The sequence below is a fragment of the Duganella sp. CY15W genome, assembly GCF_009857555.1.
Classification (GTDB): Bacteria; Pseudomonadota; Gammaproteobacteria; order Burkholderiales; family Burkholderiaceae_D; genus Rugamonas; species Rugamonas sacchari.
In genome coordinates this window covers 1,000,036-1,014,909 of record NZ_WWCQ01000001.1, presented here as the reverse complement: position 1 = coordinate 1,014,909, position 14,874 = coordinate 1,000,036, and the positions used below count along the sequence as shown (strand labels likewise).

The window sequence follows — 14,874 nt, the reverse complement described above, 5'->3', positions numbered from 1 at the left end:
AAGCTTGTCACGAAATTATGAAAACCATCGCCATCATCGGCGGCGGCGTCACGGGAGTGACCACCGCCTACGCCCTCGCCAAGCGCGGCTTTGCCGTCACCCTGCTGGAACGCCATCGCTATGCGGCGATGGAAACCTCGTATGCCAACGGCGGCCAGCTGTCCGCCTCCAATGCGGAAGTCTGGAATCACCGCGCCACCATCGCCAAGGCGCTGCAATGGATGCTCAAGCGCGACGCGCCGCTGCTGGTGCACCTGCATCCCACGTGGCACAAGCTGTCGTGGTTTTCCGAATTCATCGGCGCCATGCAGCACTATCACGACAACACCATCGCCCTCGCCCGCATGGCGGTGGCGGCGCGCGAGCACCTGTTCCAATGGGCCGACGAGGAAGGCATACAGTTTGACCTGAAACGCCAGGGCATCCTGCACATCCACCACGACCGCGCAGAATTCGAGCACGCGGTCGCTGTCAGCAAGCTGCTGGCGCGGGCGGGCGTGCCGCGCCGCGCGGTAACGCCGGAGGAGATGCGGGCCATTGAGCCGTCGCTGCAAGGTCAGTACTACGCCGGACATTACACCGACAGCGACAGCAGCGGCGATATCCACAAATTCACCACCGGCCTGGCGCAGGCGGCGCAGCGCCTGGGCGCGCAACTGCGCTTCAACCAGCATGTGGTGCAGCTCAACCCCATCAGCAACGGCGTGCGCCTGACCGTGCTGCACGACGACAGCGCCACTACCAGCGATTACGATGCCGTGGTGGTTTGCGCCGGCGCCGCCAGCCGCGAACTGGCCGCGCAAGTGGGCGAGAACGTCAATGTCTATCCGGTCAAAGGCTACTCGGTCACGCTGCATCTGGACGACGCAGCCAGCCAGGCGGCCGCGCCCAATGTCAGCCTGGTGGACGACACGGTGAAACTGGTCTGCAGCCGGTTGGGCGACAAGCGCCTGCGCGTGGCCGGCACGGCGGAATTCAGTGGCTTTAACCGCGACATTCGCGCCGACCGCATCGCGCCGCTGACCAACTGGGTGCAACAGAACTTCCCCGAGGTCAGCACCCGCAACCTGACGCCATGGGCCGGCCTGCGGCCCATGATGCCGGATCTGGTGCCGCGCGTGGGCGCCGGCAAGGTCTCAGGCGTGTATTACAACACCGGCCACGGCCATCTGGGCTGGACGCTGGCCGCCGCTACGGCCGAGATGGTGGCTGGCGCAATTGCCGCTTCCAGGGACTCTGTGTTGCAGCGCACCGCCACCCCCTTGAAATTAGCGTAAACTAGCTTCATCTTAGGCCTGTCTTCACCAGGAGGTATCACATGAAACATTTGACGGCTAAATCTATTGCACGTATCACCTTGCTGGCGGGCGCCATGGCGCTGACCGCCCCTGTATTTGCCGCCGAACCCACCATCCACGAAATCTATGTGGCGGCGGAAGCGGGCAAGTACGCGGAAGCCCAGTCCATGCTGGACCAGGTGCTCAAAGCGCACCCGAACAGCGCCAAGGCGTATTTTGTCGAAGCCGAGCTGCAGGCCAAGCAAGGCCAGTTCGTGGCCGCGCAAGCGTCGCTGGCCAAGGCTGAACAGCTGGCGCCCGGCCTGCCCAAAATCGATCCCGCCGCAGTGACCAAGCTCAAAACCCTGCTGGTGCAAGGCCAGAAGGTGAATTATTCGCAGCAGCCGGCACGCCAGAATGGCGGCGGCAGCGGCTATAACAGCGGCGGCTACGCCAACGCGCCACAGCAAAGCAGCGGCTTTTCCCTGAGCAGCATCCTGATCCTGGGCGTCGGCCTGGTTGGCTTTATCTGGCTGGCGACCCGCTTCATGCAGCGCCGCCAGCAACAGCAAGCCGTCAATGATGGCTTCAACCCGGGCGGCTACAATCCCGGCGGCGCTCCGGGCTATACCCCGGGCGGCGTACCGCAGCAGGGTTATGGCCAGCCAGGCTACGGCCAACCGGGCTACCCGCAACCGCAGCAGCCTGGCATGGGCTCGCGCATCATGGGCGGCCTGGCGACCGGCGCCGCAGTAGGTGCGGGTATCGTTGCCGGCGAAGCGATTGCGCGCCAGTTCACGGGCGGCAACCACGATTCCGGCTCCAGCCAGCCACGCAATGACATCGTCTACGACGATCCATCCTCGCGCGACGAACTGCTGCGCCGTGACGACATGGGCGGCAACGACTTTGGCACCAGCGGTGGCTGGGATGATGGCGGCGGCAGCAGCGACAGCGGCGGTGGTGGTGGCGGCAGCGACTGGGACTAAGCCCGTTGCATCTGCCTGACCGCTGACTCACCTCACGGGGCGCGGCGCTCGCCCGCCCCGGCAGCCTCCATCGCCACGTCCCAATATGCGGGACTGCCAAAATACTCCTTCAAATGACGTATCAACAGCTGTGACTTGGCCTGGTTGGACCGGCCCGGCATATGCACGGCATGTATCGCCGGCGCATTCGTATCGCGGCGCACGTCGTCGCGCTCAATCGGCAGCATCGGAAACACCGGCACCAGCTGGCCCGCCACAATCGCATCACTGGCCAGCCAGTTGGCCAGATGCACAATGCCAGCGCCACTGATGGCCGCATGCAGCAGCGAGTCGGTATCGTCGCAGCGCAGATTGCCCTTGACCGGCAAGGGCTGGTTACCGTTGACACCTTCAAAGCGCCACCAGCCGCGCGGCGGCACGCGGCCATTCACCGTCAGGCACTGATGCTTGAGCAGGTCCTCCGGCGACGCCGGCCAGCCATGCCGCGCCAGATAGGCCGGGCTGGCGCTGACCACGCGGTTCATTCCCGCCAGCCACGTCGCCACCAGGTCGCTGGCAGGCAGCACGCCAGCCCGCACTGCAACATCCACGCGCCGCGCGGACAGGTCCACCACGTCGTCGCTGACATGCAGATCCACTTCAATCAGCGGATAGCGCTGCAGGAACGAGGCGATCGCCGGCGCCACATGCAGTCGCCCGAATGCGGCAGGCGCAGTCACCGTCAGCAGTCCGCGCGGCTCGCTGTCCAGCTCCTGCACGGCATGTTTGCCATCCGCCAGCTCGGCCAGGATATTGCGCGCACGCGGCAGGAAGCGCTCCCCCGCATCGGTCACCACCACATGGCGTGAGCTGCGCAGCAGCAGGCGCGCGCCCAGTTCAGACTCCAGCGCGTCGATCTTGCGCGACACCGAAGACACGGCCATTTCCAGCTGTACTGCGGCACGCGACAAACTGCTCAACTCCACCACGGTCACGAAGCACTTCAAAGCATCAATCATCATTTCTCCACCGGCAGACATCTTTGCGGATTTTGCAAAGACTATTTGCCTTTTTGCATATTGTGCCATTTTTTGCAAAGCAGCATACTTCGCTTATCGATGAATTGTTAAGGATGACAATAATGAAATTCACACCCCTGTTTGCCGCTCTGGCCTTCGCCGTTTCCGCTCCTGTGTTTGCTGCCGCGCCGCTGGCCGGCACCAATGCGCCAGGCTTCCATCGCATCATGCTGGGCGATTTTGAAGTCACCGCGCTGAGCGACGGCACAATCGATCTGCCATTCGACAAACTGCTGCACGAACCGGCTGCCGTCACCACCAAGGCGCTGGCCCGCAACTTCCAGAACACGCCAACCGAATCGTCGGTCAACGCCTTCCTGATTAACACCGGCAGCAAACTGATACTGGTGGATACGGGCGCGGGCAGCCTGTTCGGCCCGACCCTGGGCAAACTGGTGGCCAACCTGAAGGCCTCCGGTTATCGGCCGGAGCAAGTGGATGAAATCTACCTGACCCACCTGCACCCGGACCACGTGGGCGGCCTGGCAGCCAGCAGCCAGACCGTGTTCACCAACGCCGTGGTGCGCGCCGACAAGCACGATACCGACTTCTGGCTCAGCCAGGCCAATATGGACAAGGCGCCGGTCGACAGCAAAGGCTTCTTCCAGGGCGCGATGGCGTCGCTGAATCCCTACGCCCAGCGCGTGCAACCGTTCAGCGGCGACACTGAACTGGCAGCCGGCGTGCGCGCCACCTCCAGCTACGGCCACACGCCAGGCCACACCATCTATACGGTGGAAAGCAAGGGCAAGAAGCTGGTGCTGATCGGTGACCTGATCCACGCAGGCGCGGTGCAGTTCCCACATCCGGAAGTGACGATCGGTTTTGACAGCGACGCCAAGAACGCCGCAGCTGCACGCGCCAAGGTCTTCCAGGCGGCAGCCAGGGAAGGTGCGCTGGTCGGCGCCAGCCACATCTCCTTCCCGGGCCTGGGCCATCTGCGCACGGCGGGCAAAGGCTACGACTGGGTGCCGGTCAGCTACACGCAGTTGCGCTAGTCAGTCTGGTGTCAGCGAATATCGTGACAATGCGTAGTATGAGTGATACTTCCCGCCCTATTTCCGTGCTGGTTGTGGACGACCATCCGCTGTTGCGTGCTGGCCTGGGCGAGGCCATCTCCAGCCAGGCCGACATGGCCTGGGTGGGCGAAGCAAGCAACGGCCGCGAGGCCGTCGCCGCGCACGCACAGCTGCGGCCCGACGTCACCATCATGGATATCGCCATGCCGGAAATGGATGGCGTCACCGCGCTGCAGGAAATCCGCCGCGAGCATAACAACGCCCGTGTCGTCATGCTGACCACCTACAAGGGCGACGCGCAGATCCTGCGCGCCGTCCAGGGTGGCGCCGCCGGCTTCCTGTTGAAGAGCACTTTGCGCAAGGACTTGCTGGACACCGTGCGCGGTGTGCACATGGGCCAGCGCCGCATCCCGCCGGAAATCGCCATGGAACTGGCCCAGCACATGGGCCAGGGTCCGCTAAGCTCGCGCGAGATGGAAGTGTTGAATTATGCGGCGACCGGAAATTCCAATCGCCGCATCGCGGAACGCCTGTCGATTTCCGAGGAAACCGTCAAGGCGCATATGAAGAACGTGCTGGCCAAACTGGCCGCGAACGATCGCACCCACGCGGTAACGATCGCCCTCAAGCGCGGGATTATTACAATGTAATTGACGATCTAGTCCTTCGCACTCCAGGCCAGCCAGACCAGCAACACGCACGGCAGCAGCAGGCCGTGGAAGCCAGCCAGCACAAACCCGACGCCGCCGCTCATGCAGCCGGCGGCAAACGCCAGCACCGGCCAGGTCAGCTTTTTGCAGCGGCCGATCGCCTCGGGATCGCCGCGCAGAGAGTCCACCAGTTCGATCACCAGCGTGGTCACATTGCCCGTCATGACCGTGGTGGCCGCCGTCTTGCCCAGCAAAAGCTTGCCGTAGCAGTTCTGCACTGCCATGGCGCCGGCGCACAGCATGCCAGTCATCAACGTCAGCGGCGCGGAGGCCCGCACCACCGGCGCCGCATGCCACGCGCACACCACGGTCGCCAGCATCATCGCCAGCTGGAACAGGAAGCTGTTGCGCAGCGTTTTGGCGCCGCGCCGGTCCCAGTACAGTATCGCCAGCCGCGCCAGCGCGACAAACAGGATAAATACCGGGAACACCATGAGCTTGATGGTGATCGATTGCGAGGGCTCGATCAGCGCGCGGCCTATCAGCACGAAGTTGCCGGTCACGTGGGCGGTGAACAGGCCGAATAGCCCGACAAAGCCCAGCGTGTCCACATACCCGGCCAGGAAACCCAGCGCGATGCCCTGCTTGATGTCACCGCGTTCCATCGCCGCCTTTCTGCATATCGAGCCAGGCCACCAGCAGGAAGGCGCCGGTCAGGCCCAGATGCTCGAAGAAGCTGTTGGCGGCCATGAAGCGCTCCATGCCCGACATCTCCCAGAAACGGTTGGCCACGAAGGTTGCCATCAGCGTGAACACGCCAAGAAAGCCCGCGCCCAGCCAACGGTAAAAGCCGGTCAAGATGGCGACCGACGCGCCCAGTTCCAGCGCGATCACCAGCGCTGCCAGGGGCGCCGCAGGTGACAGGCCGAAATGCTGCATCTCGCCGATGGCGGCATTGAAGTCGGTCAGCTTGTTGATGCCGCCTTGGAGATAGGCGGCGCACAACAGCAGCAGACATAACCAGCGTACCCAGGGCGCCCTCACGCCGCCGTGCGGAACGCTGGTCGTGGCGATATCCGGCGACCGCATCACACCGCCCAACAGGCGCAACCCAGCGCGCCCCAGAAGCTCTTCAGGTCGGAGATCGGCAACTTGCTGGCCCACGCGCCGGTGTGCTGGTGGCCGTGCACATTGCAGTTATTGGCGCAACCGCAGGCGGCAGCCTGCTGCTGGCGTTCGCGCTTCTGCTGCAACTGGCGCTGCTCCAGCTCCTTGAGCGCGGCACGGCTGGTGCCTTGCTTCTCGCCCCATCCGGCATAGCCACCGAAGCGGCGCACCGGCGACCAGTCGGGCATTGCGGGCGGCGGCGGCAGATCGTGGCTGGCGAACATACCGGCCGCATACACCACTTTGCCGCCGACGATGGTCAGGTCCGAAGTCAGGTCCCAGATCTCGCTTTCCGCGCAGGCGAAGAAATCCTTGTCCGGCACGATCATGTCGGCCAGCTGGCCAACCTGGATACGGCCTTTCTTGCCTTCCTCGTTCGAGAACCAGGTGGTGTTCTCGGTCCACATGCGCAGCGCTGCTTCGCGGTCCAGACAGTTGGCGCGCGGGTACAACTGGGCGCCGCTGACGGTCTTGCCGGTGATGAGCCAGGCCAGCGATACCCACGGGTTGTATGAGGCGACGCGGGTGGCATCGGTGCCCGCCGAGGTCTTCACGCCGGCTTCGAGGATTTTCTTTACCGGCGGCGTGGCTTCGGCTGCGCCGTGGCCATAGCGCTCGATGAAGTACTCGCCCTGATAGGCCATGCGGTGCTGCACAGCGATACCGCCGCCCAGTGCCGCGATACGGTCAATCGAACGGTCGGAAATAGTCTCGGCATGGTCGAAGAACCAGTTCAGGCCTTCCAGCGGGACGTCCTGATTCACGCGTTCAAACACGTCCAGCGCGCGGCTGATGGTTTCGTCGTAGGTCGCATGCATGCGCCATGGCCAGCGGTTCTGCGCCAGCACGCGCACCACGCCTTCCAGGTCGTCTTCCATATTGTCCGGCATGTCAGGGCGCGGCTGGCGGAAGTCTTCAAAATCGGCCGCCGAGAAGGTCAGCATCTCGCCTGCGCCGTTATGGCGGAAGTAGTCGTCGCCCTGCTGGTACTTCACGCTCTGCGTCCAGTTGATGAAGTCTTCCTTCTCCTGCTTGGGCTTCTGCGTGAACAGGTTGTAGGCCATGCGGATGGTCAGCTGCTTTTCATCGGCCAGCTGCTGGATTACCTGATAGTCGTCCGGATAGTTCTGGAAGCCGCCGCCGGCGTCGATCACGCCGGTCACGCCAAGGCGATTCAGCTCGCGCATGAAGTGGCGCGTCGAGTTAACCTGGTATTCCAGCGGCAGCTTCGGCCCTTTCGCCAGCGTTGCGTACAGAATCGAGGCATTCGGCTTGGCCAGCAGCAGACCGGTAGGATTGCCTGAGCCGTCGCGCATGATCTCGCCGCCTGGCGGTGCCGGCGTCTCCTTGTTGTATCCAACGGCACGCAGCGCAGCGCCGTTCAGCAGTGCGCGGTCATACAGGTGCAGGATGAACACCGGCGTATCCGGCGCCACCGCGTTCAGTTCTTCGATGGTCGGCAGACGCTTCTCGGCGAACTGGTGTTCGGTGAAGCCGCCCACCACGCGCACCCACTGCGGCGCAGGCGTAATCGCCACCTGTGCCTTGAGCATGGCCATGGCGTCGGCCAGCGAGCGCACGCCGTCCCAGCGCAGCTCCAGGTTGAAATTCAGGCCGCCACGGATGATGTGGCAGTGATTGTCGATCAGCCCTGGCAGCACGCGCTTGCCGTGCAGGTCGATGATCCGGGTATTCGGCCCGGCCAGCGCCATGATCTCATTGGCGCGGCCGACGGCGGTAAATTTGCCATCCGTGATGGCGACAGCTTCGGCATGCGGATTGCTGCGGTCCAGCGTGGTGAACAGGCCACGGTGCAGAATCAGGTCGGGAGTTTGGGTCATCAGGTGCTCCTGGTTTCATCGGACTTCTGCGCGGACGGCAGCTGGCCGAAACAATGCGGTTTGACGTGGTCTTCGATCCACGAGACTTTGGGGGCTTCCGGTTGCCACAGCTGGCGCAGCAGCGGCGGCAACTGCTCACCGAGCAGCATGCCAAGCAGGCCGACCAGCGCAATCACCGGCGGCGCGGGCGAGCGCACATTCAGGAAGCCGTAAATCAGGCCGACCAGCAAGCCGACCGCCACGGATACGATATACATTTTCATGATCTAACGGTACTCCAGTAAGTAAATCGTGCCCATAGTGTAGAGAGCACGCCTGCTTCTGGCATCACCGGTAATGATCGCCCCGGACTCTCCCTTTTGACGGGGGCGGCCGGCGCATGGACAGGCTACTGGATCACGCCGCAGGAATGCAGGTCGAGAATGCCGCGCTCAATCGCCAGTGTGACGGCGTGCGTGCGGTCGCTGGCATTGAGCTTGGCCAGGATGCTTTTCATGTGCACCTTGACCGTTTCTTCCGAAATCACCAGATGCATGCCGATGCGCTTGTTGCTCTGGCCTCCCGCGACCAGCTGCAGCACTTCCACTTCGCGCTTGCTCAGCGCACCCTCGTGCCAGTGTTCGGCGATGCCGGTGGCCACCGCCGCCGGAATGCTGCGGCGGCCCTGGTGCACACAGCGGATGGTGGCCAGCAGCTCCTTGCGCAGCATGCTCTTGAGCAGATAACCGGCAGCGCCGGCGGCGATTGCGCGCTGTGCCAGCACGTCGCCTTCATAGGTCGTCAGCACGACGATGCGCGCGTTGGGGAATTCCTTGCGGATGGCGAGTGTGGCGTCAATGCCGTTCATGTCCGGCATCTGGATATCCATGAGCGTGACGTCAGGCTGCAAGCGGCGATAGGCTTCGACTGCCTGCACGCCATTGGTAGCTTCTTCCACTACCTGCATATCCTCCTCGTCAGCGATCACGCTGGCGATACCTTCGCGGAACATCGGGTGATCGTCCACGCTCAGGATGGTGATAGGCCTAGGGTTCATGCGTATCTCGTGATTAAAGTTCTGACAGCTGGCACGCAGCATGACACAAGCGCAAGCCTTTGCCTATACCTCCATATGGGTAGAGCGCTCCTCCCGGATCGGGGCGTGGCAAGACAGGCGGGAACGCTTACTCTTCTACCTGGCATAGCGTATTCATGAGGGCCGGACCAAATGCGGGGATTCAGCTCCAGTTTTCCGCGCGGTAGCGCGGGTATCGGCCTGTTGATGCTCAGGGTGGCCGTGAGCTTGCAGCTGCTGATGGTGAGCGGCTGCTGCAACGTCACGCCATGGTGGCTTGCGATGCTGGAGCTACTGCTGGTGATGGCGCTGGTGGCCGGACTGCTGACGCCAGTCGCGGCCCTGCTCAGCGCTGCGTGGCAGGTGATATGCCTGGGCTACACAGGCTGGCCGCAAACGGCCATGCTGATGATCGCCACCGTGACGGCGATTGCGCTGGTGCTGATGGGGGCCGGCGCCTACTCGGTGGATGCGCGCCTGTTTGGCCGCCGCCGGCTGGTGGTGCCGTCCGACAGCGACAGATTTTAGTTTTTATTTTAGGAGAGAGATATGCGAGATGATAACGCCATCGTCCAGCAAGCCGACAAAGTGCATGTGCAGGTCGCGCACGCAGATGCGATCATCAGCGCCGGCCTGGCCGCCCTGCTGGGCGCACACGACGACCTGCGGATCGCCGCCCCCGGCGAACGCGCGGATGTCATCATCCTCGATCACCGCGGCGGCCTGGAACACATGCGCCGCGCCGCCAGCGCCCCGCACCACGACGCCCAGCCGCGCGTACTGATCGTCACGCAGCTGGAGCGCGAGTGGGAAGTCCGCACCGCCATGATGGCCGGCGTACATGGCTACCTGCTGCAAAATGCCGATGCCGGACAGCTGCTGGTGGCGGTGCGTTCGCTGAGCCGTGGTATGCGCTACCTGAGTCCGGAGCTGAGCCGCTGTGTGGCCGACAGCTTCACACGCATCGGCCTGACCAGCCGCGAAACCGATGTGCTGCAACTGCTGGCGCAAGGCCAGTGCAACAAGTCCATCGCGCGCGAACTCGGCATCGGCGTCGGCACCGTGAAGACCCACGTAAAAGGTCTTTTTGACAAACTTGGCGCCACGGCACGTACGCACGCCGTGGTACTGGCGACGCGGCGTGGGCTGGTGGGTGACTCTTATCACAATCAGCAGCACTAAGTAGCGCATTCCGTTGTAAAATCCGGGTATGTACGCCCCGACCATCACCATGAGCACCGAACATCGCCAGACGCGTTATCAACGCGTCATGATGTTCTTCGTGCTGATGTTCCTGGCGTTGCAGCTGCTCGGCGCGGGTTTGCACACCCACGCCTACACTGATCACGAACCCGATTGCGCCGCCTGTGCGGTGGTGCATCTGCCCACTGGCGGCGTTCCGCCGGCAACCGTGCATGTCGCGCCGGTCGCGCTGCAAAGCAGCCTTCCGGTGCTGGCGCCGTCGGCAGCCGTACGCGCCGCCCAGACCAGCTATCTCACCCCGCCTTCCCACGCGCCGCCCGGCGTTGCTGTTACTTCCATCTGAATTTAAACCGTTGCACGCCCTTTGCGGGCCGCCGCAGCGCCACGTCTGTACATTCAAGGATTTAATATGCAACACACGCCACAACTCCGTACCCTGCCACTGCTGATCGCTGCGGCCTTTTACGCACATCACGCTTACGCGGAAGATACTGCTGCACCAGATACGGCGCCAATTCCACAAGTGGAAGTCACCGCCGCCCACCTGAAGAGCGCGCGTATCGACCTGTCGCCCAATGTTGGCACCACCATTTATAGCATCGACCGCCACATGGTCGACCAGCTGGGCCAGGGCGACAACACGCCATTCAATGAAGTGCTGCTGCGCCTTCCCGGCATCAGCCAGGACTCCAAAGGCTCCGGCTCCATCCACGTACGCGACGACCATGGCAATGTACAGTACCGCGTCAATGGCGTACAGCTGCCGGAGGCCATCAGCGGCTTTGGCCAGTCCATCGATACGCGCTTTGTCGAGTCGACCGATTTCATGACCGGCGCGCTGCCGGCGCAATTCGGCCTGCGCACTGCGGGCATCATCGACATCCAGACCAAGGAAGGCAAGACCCAGCCTGGTGGCCGCATCGGTGTGCTGGTCGGCAGCCATGACCATGTCGAACCAAGCGCAGAGTTCTTTGGCTCGCAGGGCGCGTTCAACTATTACCTGTCCGGCAGCTACGAGTCGAATAACCTGGGCATCGAAAACCCGCTGCCGACGCGTAATGCGCTGCATGACCGTACCAAGCAGACCAAGTCCTTCGGCGCCCTGTCCTATTTCCTCGATGACGACACGCGCCTGGGCCTGATGTTCGGAACCTATAACGGCCGCTTCCAGATCCCCAACAACCCGGAGCAGTCGCCAGGCTTTACGCTGTCTGGCGCCACGCCGCCCGCCTCGTCGCAGCTGGACCAGCATCAGCGCGAGACCAACCGCTTTGTCACGCTGTCGCTGCAAAAGAGCGTGGGCGCACTGAACTACCAGGTGTCGGCCTTTAACCAGTATTCGGAGCTGCACTACACGCCCGATCCTGTCGGCGATCTGGTGTACAACGGCGTCTCCTCCAACACGCTGCGCTCCAACTCCGCCAACGGCCTGCAGTTCGATGCCAGCTACAAGCTGAATGACACGCATACCATACGCGGCGGCCTGGCCTACACGCGCCAGACCACGCACAGCGACAACACCGTGGGCGTGTTCGACATGAACGACGACGGCACCCAGGCCAGCAGTCTCGCCCGCACCATCGTCGACAACGGCAGCAAGACCGGCCGTCTGTCCAGCGTTTATCTGCAGGATGAATGGCATATCGGCGCGCCGCTGACCGTCAACTACGGCGTGCGCTTCGACAAGGTGTCGGCCTTCGTCGACGAACAGCAATGGAGCCCGCGCATCAACGTTGCGTACCAGCTGGCCAAAGGCACGGCGCTGCATGCGGGCTATTCGCGCTACTTCACGCCACCGCCGCAGGAGCTGGCGGCGCAGTCCAGCATCGACAAATATGCCGGCACCTCGAACGCCCCGGCGGTAGCGGTGTCGGACAATGTGAAGTCCGAACGTACGCACTACTTCGACGTGGGCCTGAGCCACCAGATCAGCGAATCGCTGACCGTGACGGCCGATGCCTACTACAAGAAAATCCGCAATATGCTGGATGAAGGCCAGTTCGGACAGGCACTGATCCTGTCGCCGTTTAACTATGACCGCGGCTACGCCAAGGGCCTGGAACTGTCCGCCGTCTACAGCCAGAAGAACTGGGGCAGCTTCCTCAACCTGACCACCCAGAAGGCGGAGGCGACCAACATCATCTCCGGCCAGTCGCTCTTTGGACCGGATGAACTGGCGTATATCGCCAACCACTACATTCACGTGGACCACGACCAGACGGTCACGGTTTCCGGCGGCGCCCACTATCACTGGGGCGATTCGCAGGTCAGCGGCGACTTCCTGTATGGCAGCGGCCTGCGCCTGACGCCTGATGGCGGCGCCCCCAACTCCGGTCACCTGCCGCATTACACCACGGTCAACCTGGCGCTCACGCATACGTGGAAGGCCACGCCGGTGGGTACGGTGGAAGGCCGCCTGGCGCTCATCAACGCTTTCGACAAATCCTACCTGCTGCGTGACGGTTCAGGTGTGGGCGTCGGTGCGCCGCAGTATGGCGAACGCCGCTCGCTGTATGCCGGCATTTCAACCAGCTTCTGATCTTTATTAGGACTCCTTTGTAAATCAGAATTGCGGTGTATAATCCGCCGCATGGACACCAAACCGAAAAAGCCGTGGCAGGATACGCCTGATGTTTCAGCGCGCATCGTTACCTCTATCGGACGCATCGCCAGCGTGATGCGCTCCGGTATGTGGGAATTCGCCACGGCCGAAAACCTGAATCCCACCCAGGCCGAGATGCTGCAGCTGCTTCAAGGCCGCAAGCAGGGTGTGCGCCTGTCCTGGCTCGCGTCGCAGTTGTCGATCAGCGCCGCCAGTGCCAGCGATTCGGTATCGGCACTGGTCGCCAAGGGTTTGCTGTACAAGGCGCGCGCCGAGGATGATGGCCGCGCCACCGCACTTTTCCTCACGCCGGAAGGCGCGGTCATGGCTGCCCGCATCGGCAGCGCTTTGCACTTTGCCGAAGAAGCCGCAGACGCCCTGCCTGCATCCACGCAGACGGAACTGCTTGGCGGCTTGTTCAAGCTGATCGCGCAGTTGCAAAAGACAGAGCGCTTTCCCGAGATGCGGGCCTGTTTGTCGTGCCGCTTCTTTGAACCGAACGCCCACCCGGGCAAGCCTGCGCCGCACCATTGCAATCTGGTGAATGCGCCACTGTCGGTGTCGTTGCTGCGCATGGATTGCCAGGAACATGAACCAGCCGATCCACTGGCAAAGGCACGCAACTGGAAAGTTTTTGCGTAGTTTTTTGCTTCGTTTTTTTAATCATTTTAATTAGGAGTCCTACCATGCACCCTATCGCTCCCGAACTCCAGGTAGCCGCCTGGCTCAACGCCGCACAGCCGCTGTCGCTGACGCAGTTGCGCGGCAAGGTTGTGGCTATCTACGCGTTCCAGATGCTGTGCCCTGGTTGTGTTTCGCATGGCATCCCGCAGGCCAAAGCCATCCGCGCCGCATTTGATGAACAGGATGTGGTGGTACTCGGATTGCATTCGGTATTCGAGCATCACGCCGTCATGCACCGCGCGGCACTGGAAGCCTTCATGCACGAATACCGCATCGGCTTCCCGGTCGCGATAGATCAGCCGTCGCCACACAGCCCTGTACCGCTGACGATGGCGCAATATCAGCTGCGCGGTACGCCGACACTGATCTTGATCGATCGTCAGGGGCGCCTGCGCCTGAGCCATTTCGGCCAGGCCGAGGACATGCGGGTCGGTGCACTGATCGGACAGCTGGCGGCCGAAGCCGCGCCGCAGCAGGCGCGGTGCGAGGACGGCGCGTGCAGCATCCACTAGCGTCAAATCACAGCCAGAACGCCGGCGTTGACAGATTGCTTATTTCGTAACGTATAATCGGTCGTCATTTTTCCATGGCGGGGCTTATATGATCGATCTGGTGCTGGCGTTCTATCTCGTCTTCATCCTCCCGGTGAGACACCTGTGGCGCAGCGTGCGCCCTTCTACTGCACCCAAGCGTCCACTCGCGCAGCGTTATGTCGCCACCATCCGCGACGTCTGCCTGTTGCTGGTAGCGATGCTGGCGTGCTGCTGGTGGAACGGTTACAGCGCTGCCGACCTGGGTCTGGCGCTCCCCGCCTCCGGCGTGCCGCTGTGGTGCCTGGGCGCCGCCGTCATCGGCATGGCGATACTCCTTGCCAGCACCTACCGCAGCACCAGCAAAATGACAGACGCAAAACGCGTGGAGATGCTGGACCGCATGCGCGACTCCGGCATGCCAACCACCTCGGAAGAATTACGTCTGTGCGTACTGCTGGCCTTCGCCCTCGGCGGCGGCTGGGAATTGCTGTACCGCGGCTTCCTGCTGCTGGCACTGAAACCCTACATCGGCGTCTGGGGCGCAGTCGCCCTGTCCGGCCTTGCCTATGGCGCGGCCCACGGCTACAAGAATCCCAAACAGTTTGCACTCAGCATCGTCATGGCACTGGCATTCGCCGCAGCCTATGCGCTCAGCGGCAGCTTGTGGTGGCTGATGGTGATTCACATTGTGCTGCCCTTGAATGGCGCCCTCACTTCCTGGCAGTTGCATGCGCACCGGCCGGCGCTACAACTGGATTAACTATCAAGCGTGCTGGCGGCCCAAATGTGTTCGTTAC

Annotated in this window: 17 protein-coding genes; 11 read left to right on the top strand and 6 right to left on the bottom strand. The window is 62.8% G+C overall.

The genetic code is table 11. The annotated features are described in order from the left end of the window. Positions 1 to 17 precede the first annotated feature (17 nt). Both GTP58_RS04815 and GTP58_RS04810 read left to right on the top strand, forming a co-directional pair. Entirely contained in the window at positions 18 to 1,277 is a 1,260-nt protein-coding gene (locus tag GTP58_RS04815) for a D-amino acid dehydrogenase (protein WP_161076483.1), read from the top strand. Positions 1,278 to 1,318: 41 nt separating this feature from the next. Then, the gene (locus GTP58_RS04810) at positions 1,319 to 2,266 is read left to right on the top strand and encodes a tetratricopeptide repeat protein (protein ID WP_229215425.1); all 948 of its coding nucleotides are present in this window, start codon (positions 1,319 to 1,321) and stop codon (positions 2,264 to 2,266) included. A gap of 32 nt (positions 2,267 to 2,298) precedes the next feature. Here GTP58_RS04810 and GTP58_RS04805 read toward each other — a convergent pair whose 3' ends face one another. After that, complete coding sequence (locus GTP58_RS04805) at positions 2,299 to 3,267, bottom strand: LysR family transcriptional regulator (RefSeq protein ID WP_229215424.1); 969 nt, start codon at positions 3,265 to 3,267, stop codon at positions 2,299 to 2,301. A 119-nt stretch (positions 3,268 to 3,386) separates the two neighbouring features. On the opposite strand from GTP58_RS04805, the gene GTP58_RS04800 reads away from it, so the two are divergent. Both GTP58_RS04800 and GTP58_RS04795 read left to right on the top strand, forming a co-directional pair. Further along, complete coding sequence (locus GTP58_RS04800; RefSeq protein WP_229215423.1) at positions 3,387 to 4,322, top strand: MBL fold metallo-hydrolase; 936 nt, start codon at positions 3,387 to 3,389, stop codon at positions 4,320 to 4,322. A 38-nt stretch (positions 4,323 to 4,360) separates the two neighbouring features. Then, positions 4,361 to 4,993: a response regulator transcription factor gene (locus GTP58_RS04795; protein WP_072784011.1), complete on the top strand. Its 633-nt coding sequence runs from the start codon at positions 4,361 to 4,363 to the stop codon at positions 4,991 to 4,993. A gap of 8 nt (positions 4,994 to 5,001) precedes the next feature. Here GTP58_RS04795 and GTP58_RS04790 read toward each other — a convergent pair whose 3' ends face one another. The 5 genes from GTP58_RS04790 to GTP58_RS04770 form a co-directional block, all read right to left on the bottom strand. Further along, positions 5,002 to 5,658 carry a YoaK family protein gene (locus GTP58_RS04790; protein ID WP_161076481.1) on the bottom strand — a complete coding sequence of 219 codons (657 nt, stop codon included), beginning with the start codon at positions 5,656 to 5,658 and terminating at the stop codon, positions 5,002 to 5,004. Further along, complete coding sequence (locus GTP58_RS04785; RefSeq protein ID WP_161076480.1) at positions 5,645 to 6,082, bottom strand: DoxX family protein; 438 nt, start codon at positions 6,080 to 6,082, stop codon at positions 5,645 to 5,647. The genes GTP58_RS04790 and GTP58_RS04785 overlap by 14 nt, the downstream gene beginning before the upstream one ends. After that, a complete protein-coding gene (locus tag GTP58_RS04780) occupies positions 6,082 to 8,001 on the bottom strand; it encodes an amidohydrolase (RefSeq protein ID WP_161076479.1) in 1,920 nt (639 codons plus the stop codon). Before GTP58_RS04780 ends, GTP58_RS04785 begins: the two co-directional genes overlap by 1 nt. Then, the gene (locus GTP58_RS04775; RefSeq protein WP_202413473.1) at positions 8,001 to 8,264 is read right to left on the bottom strand and encodes a DUF1427 family protein; all 264 of its coding nucleotides are present in this window, start codon (positions 8,262 to 8,264) and stop codon (positions 8,001 to 8,003) included. Before GTP58_RS04775 ends, GTP58_RS04780 begins: the two co-directional genes overlap by 1 nt. Positions 8,265 to 8,389: 125 nt before the next feature. After that, on the bottom strand, positions 8,390 to 9,037 hold the full coding sequence (locus tag GTP58_RS04770) for a response regulator transcription factor (protein WP_161076478.1): 648 nt from the start codon (positions 9,035 to 9,037) through the stop codon (positions 8,390 to 8,392). A 171-nt stretch (positions 9,038 to 9,208) separates the two neighbouring features. Between GTP58_RS04770 and GTP58_RS04765 the strand changes: the two genes are divergently transcribed. The 7 genes from GTP58_RS04765 (at position 9,209) to GTP58_RS04735 (ending at position 14,837) form a co-directional block, all read left to right on the top strand. Then, positions 9,209 to 9,583, top strand: a complete 375-nt coding sequence (locus tag GTP58_RS04765; RefSeq protein ID WP_072784002.1) for a hypothetical protein — start codon at positions 9,209 to 9,211, stop codon at positions 9,581 to 9,583. Between the two features lie 21 nt (positions 9,584 to 9,604). Beyond that, on the top strand, positions 9,605 to 10,237 hold the full coding sequence (locus tag GTP58_RS04760) for a response regulator transcription factor (protein ID WP_072783999.1): 633 nt from the start codon (positions 9,605 to 9,607) through the stop codon (positions 10,235 to 10,237). Between the two features lie 28 nt (positions 10,238 to 10,265). Next, positions 10,266 to 10,601: a hypothetical protein gene (locus GTP58_RS04755; protein WP_229215422.1), complete on the top strand. Its 336-nt coding sequence runs from the start codon at positions 10,266 to 10,268 to the stop codon at positions 10,599 to 10,601. A 66-nt stretch (positions 10,602 to 10,667) separates the two neighbouring features. Further along, a complete protein-coding gene (locus tag GTP58_RS04750; protein WP_161076477.1) occupies positions 10,668 to 12,797 on the top strand; it encodes a TonB-dependent receptor in 2,130 nt (709 codons plus the stop codon). A 51-nt stretch (positions 12,798 to 12,848) separates the two neighbouring features. Beyond that, on the top strand, positions 12,849 to 13,502 hold the full coding sequence (locus GTP58_RS04745; RefSeq protein ID WP_072783994.1) for a MarR family winged helix-turn-helix transcriptional regulator: 654 nt from the start codon (positions 12,849 to 12,851) through the stop codon (positions 13,500 to 13,502). A gap of 44 nt (positions 13,503 to 13,546) precedes the next feature. Further along, the gene (locus tag GTP58_RS04740) at positions 13,547 to 14,056 is read left to right on the top strand and encodes a redoxin domain-containing protein (protein WP_161076476.1); all 510 of its coding nucleotides are present in this window, start codon (positions 13,547 to 13,549) and stop codon (positions 14,054 to 14,056) included. A gap of 88 nt (positions 14,057 to 14,144) precedes the next feature. Further along, complete coding sequence (locus GTP58_RS04735) at positions 14,145 to 14,837, top strand: CPBP family intramembrane glutamic endopeptidase (RefSeq protein ID WP_161076475.1); 693 nt, start codon at positions 14,145 to 14,147, stop codon at positions 14,835 to 14,837. The last annotated feature ends 37 nt before the right edge of the window (positions 14,838 to 14,874 follow it).

What these genes read in the sequence shown, in the direction of transcription:
- GTP58_RS04750 (WP_161076477.1), top strand. Translation starts at nt 10,668, where the DNA reads ATGCAACACACGCCACAACTCCGTACCCTGCCACTGCTGATCGCTGCG.
- GTP58_RS04740 (WP_161076476.1), top strand. Translation starts at nt 13,547, where the DNA reads ATGCACCCTATCGCTCCCGAACTCCAGGTAGCCGCCTGGCTCAACGCC.
- GTP58_RS04780 (WP_161076479.1), bottom strand. Translation starts at nt 8,001, where the DNA reads ATGACCCAAACTCCCGACCTGATTCTGCACCGTGGCCTGTTCACCACG.
- GTP58_RS04785 (WP_161076480.1), bottom strand. Translation starts at nt 6,082, where the DNA reads ATGCGGTCGCCGGATATCGCCACGACCAGCGTTCCGCACGGCGGCGTG.
- GTP58_RS04805 (WP_229215424.1), bottom strand. Translation starts at nt 3,267, where the DNA reads ATGATGATTGATGCTTTGAAGTGCTTCGTGACCGTGGTGGAGTTGAGC.
- GTP58_RS04745 (WP_072783994.1), top strand. Translation starts at nt 12,849, where the DNA reads ATGGACACCAAACCGAAAAAGCCGTGGCAGGATACGCCTGATGTTTCA.
- GTP58_RS04790 (WP_161076481.1), bottom strand. Translation starts at nt 5,658, where the DNA reads ATGGAACGCGGTGACATCAAGCAGGGCATCGCGCTGGGTTTCCTGGCC.
- GTP58_RS04735 (WP_161076475.1), top strand. Translation starts at nt 14,145, where the DNA reads ATGATCGATCTGGTGCTGGCGTTCTATCTCGTCTTCATCCTCCCGGTG.
- GTP58_RS04765 (WP_072784002.1), top strand. Translation starts at nt 9,209, where the DNA reads ATGCGGGGATTCAGCTCCAGTTTTCCGCGCGGTAGCGCGGGTATCGGC.
- GTP58_RS04775 (WP_202413473.1), bottom strand. Translation starts at nt 8,264, where the DNA reads ATGAAAATGTATATCGTATCCGTGGCGGTCGGCTTGCTGGTCGGCCTG.
- GTP58_RS04770 (WP_161076478.1), bottom strand. Translation starts at nt 9,037, where the DNA reads ATGAACCCTAGGCCTATCACCATCCTGAGCGTGGACGATCACCCGATG.
- GTP58_RS04815 (WP_161076483.1), top strand. Translation starts at nt 18, where the DNA reads ATGAAAACCATCGCCATCATCGGCGGCGGCGTCACGGGAGTGACCACC.
- GTP58_RS04810 (WP_229215425.1), top strand. Translation starts at nt 1,319, where the DNA reads ATGAAACATTTGACGGCTAAATCTATTGCACGTATCACCTTGCTGGCG.
- GTP58_RS04755 (WP_229215422.1), top strand. Translation starts at nt 10,266, where the DNA reads ATGTACGCCCCGACCATCACCATGAGCACCGAACATCGCCAGACGCGT.
- GTP58_RS04760 (WP_072783999.1), top strand. Translation starts at nt 9,605, where the DNA reads ATGCGAGATGATAACGCCATCGTCCAGCAAGCCGACAAAGTGCATGTG.
- GTP58_RS04795 (WP_072784011.1), top strand. Translation starts at nt 4,361, where the DNA reads ATGAGTGATACTTCCCGCCCTATTTCCGTGCTGGTTGTGGACGACCAT.
- GTP58_RS04800 (WP_229215423.1), top strand. Translation starts at nt 3,387, where the DNA reads ATGAAATTCACACCCCTGTTTGCCGCTCTGGCCTTCGCCGTTTCCGCT.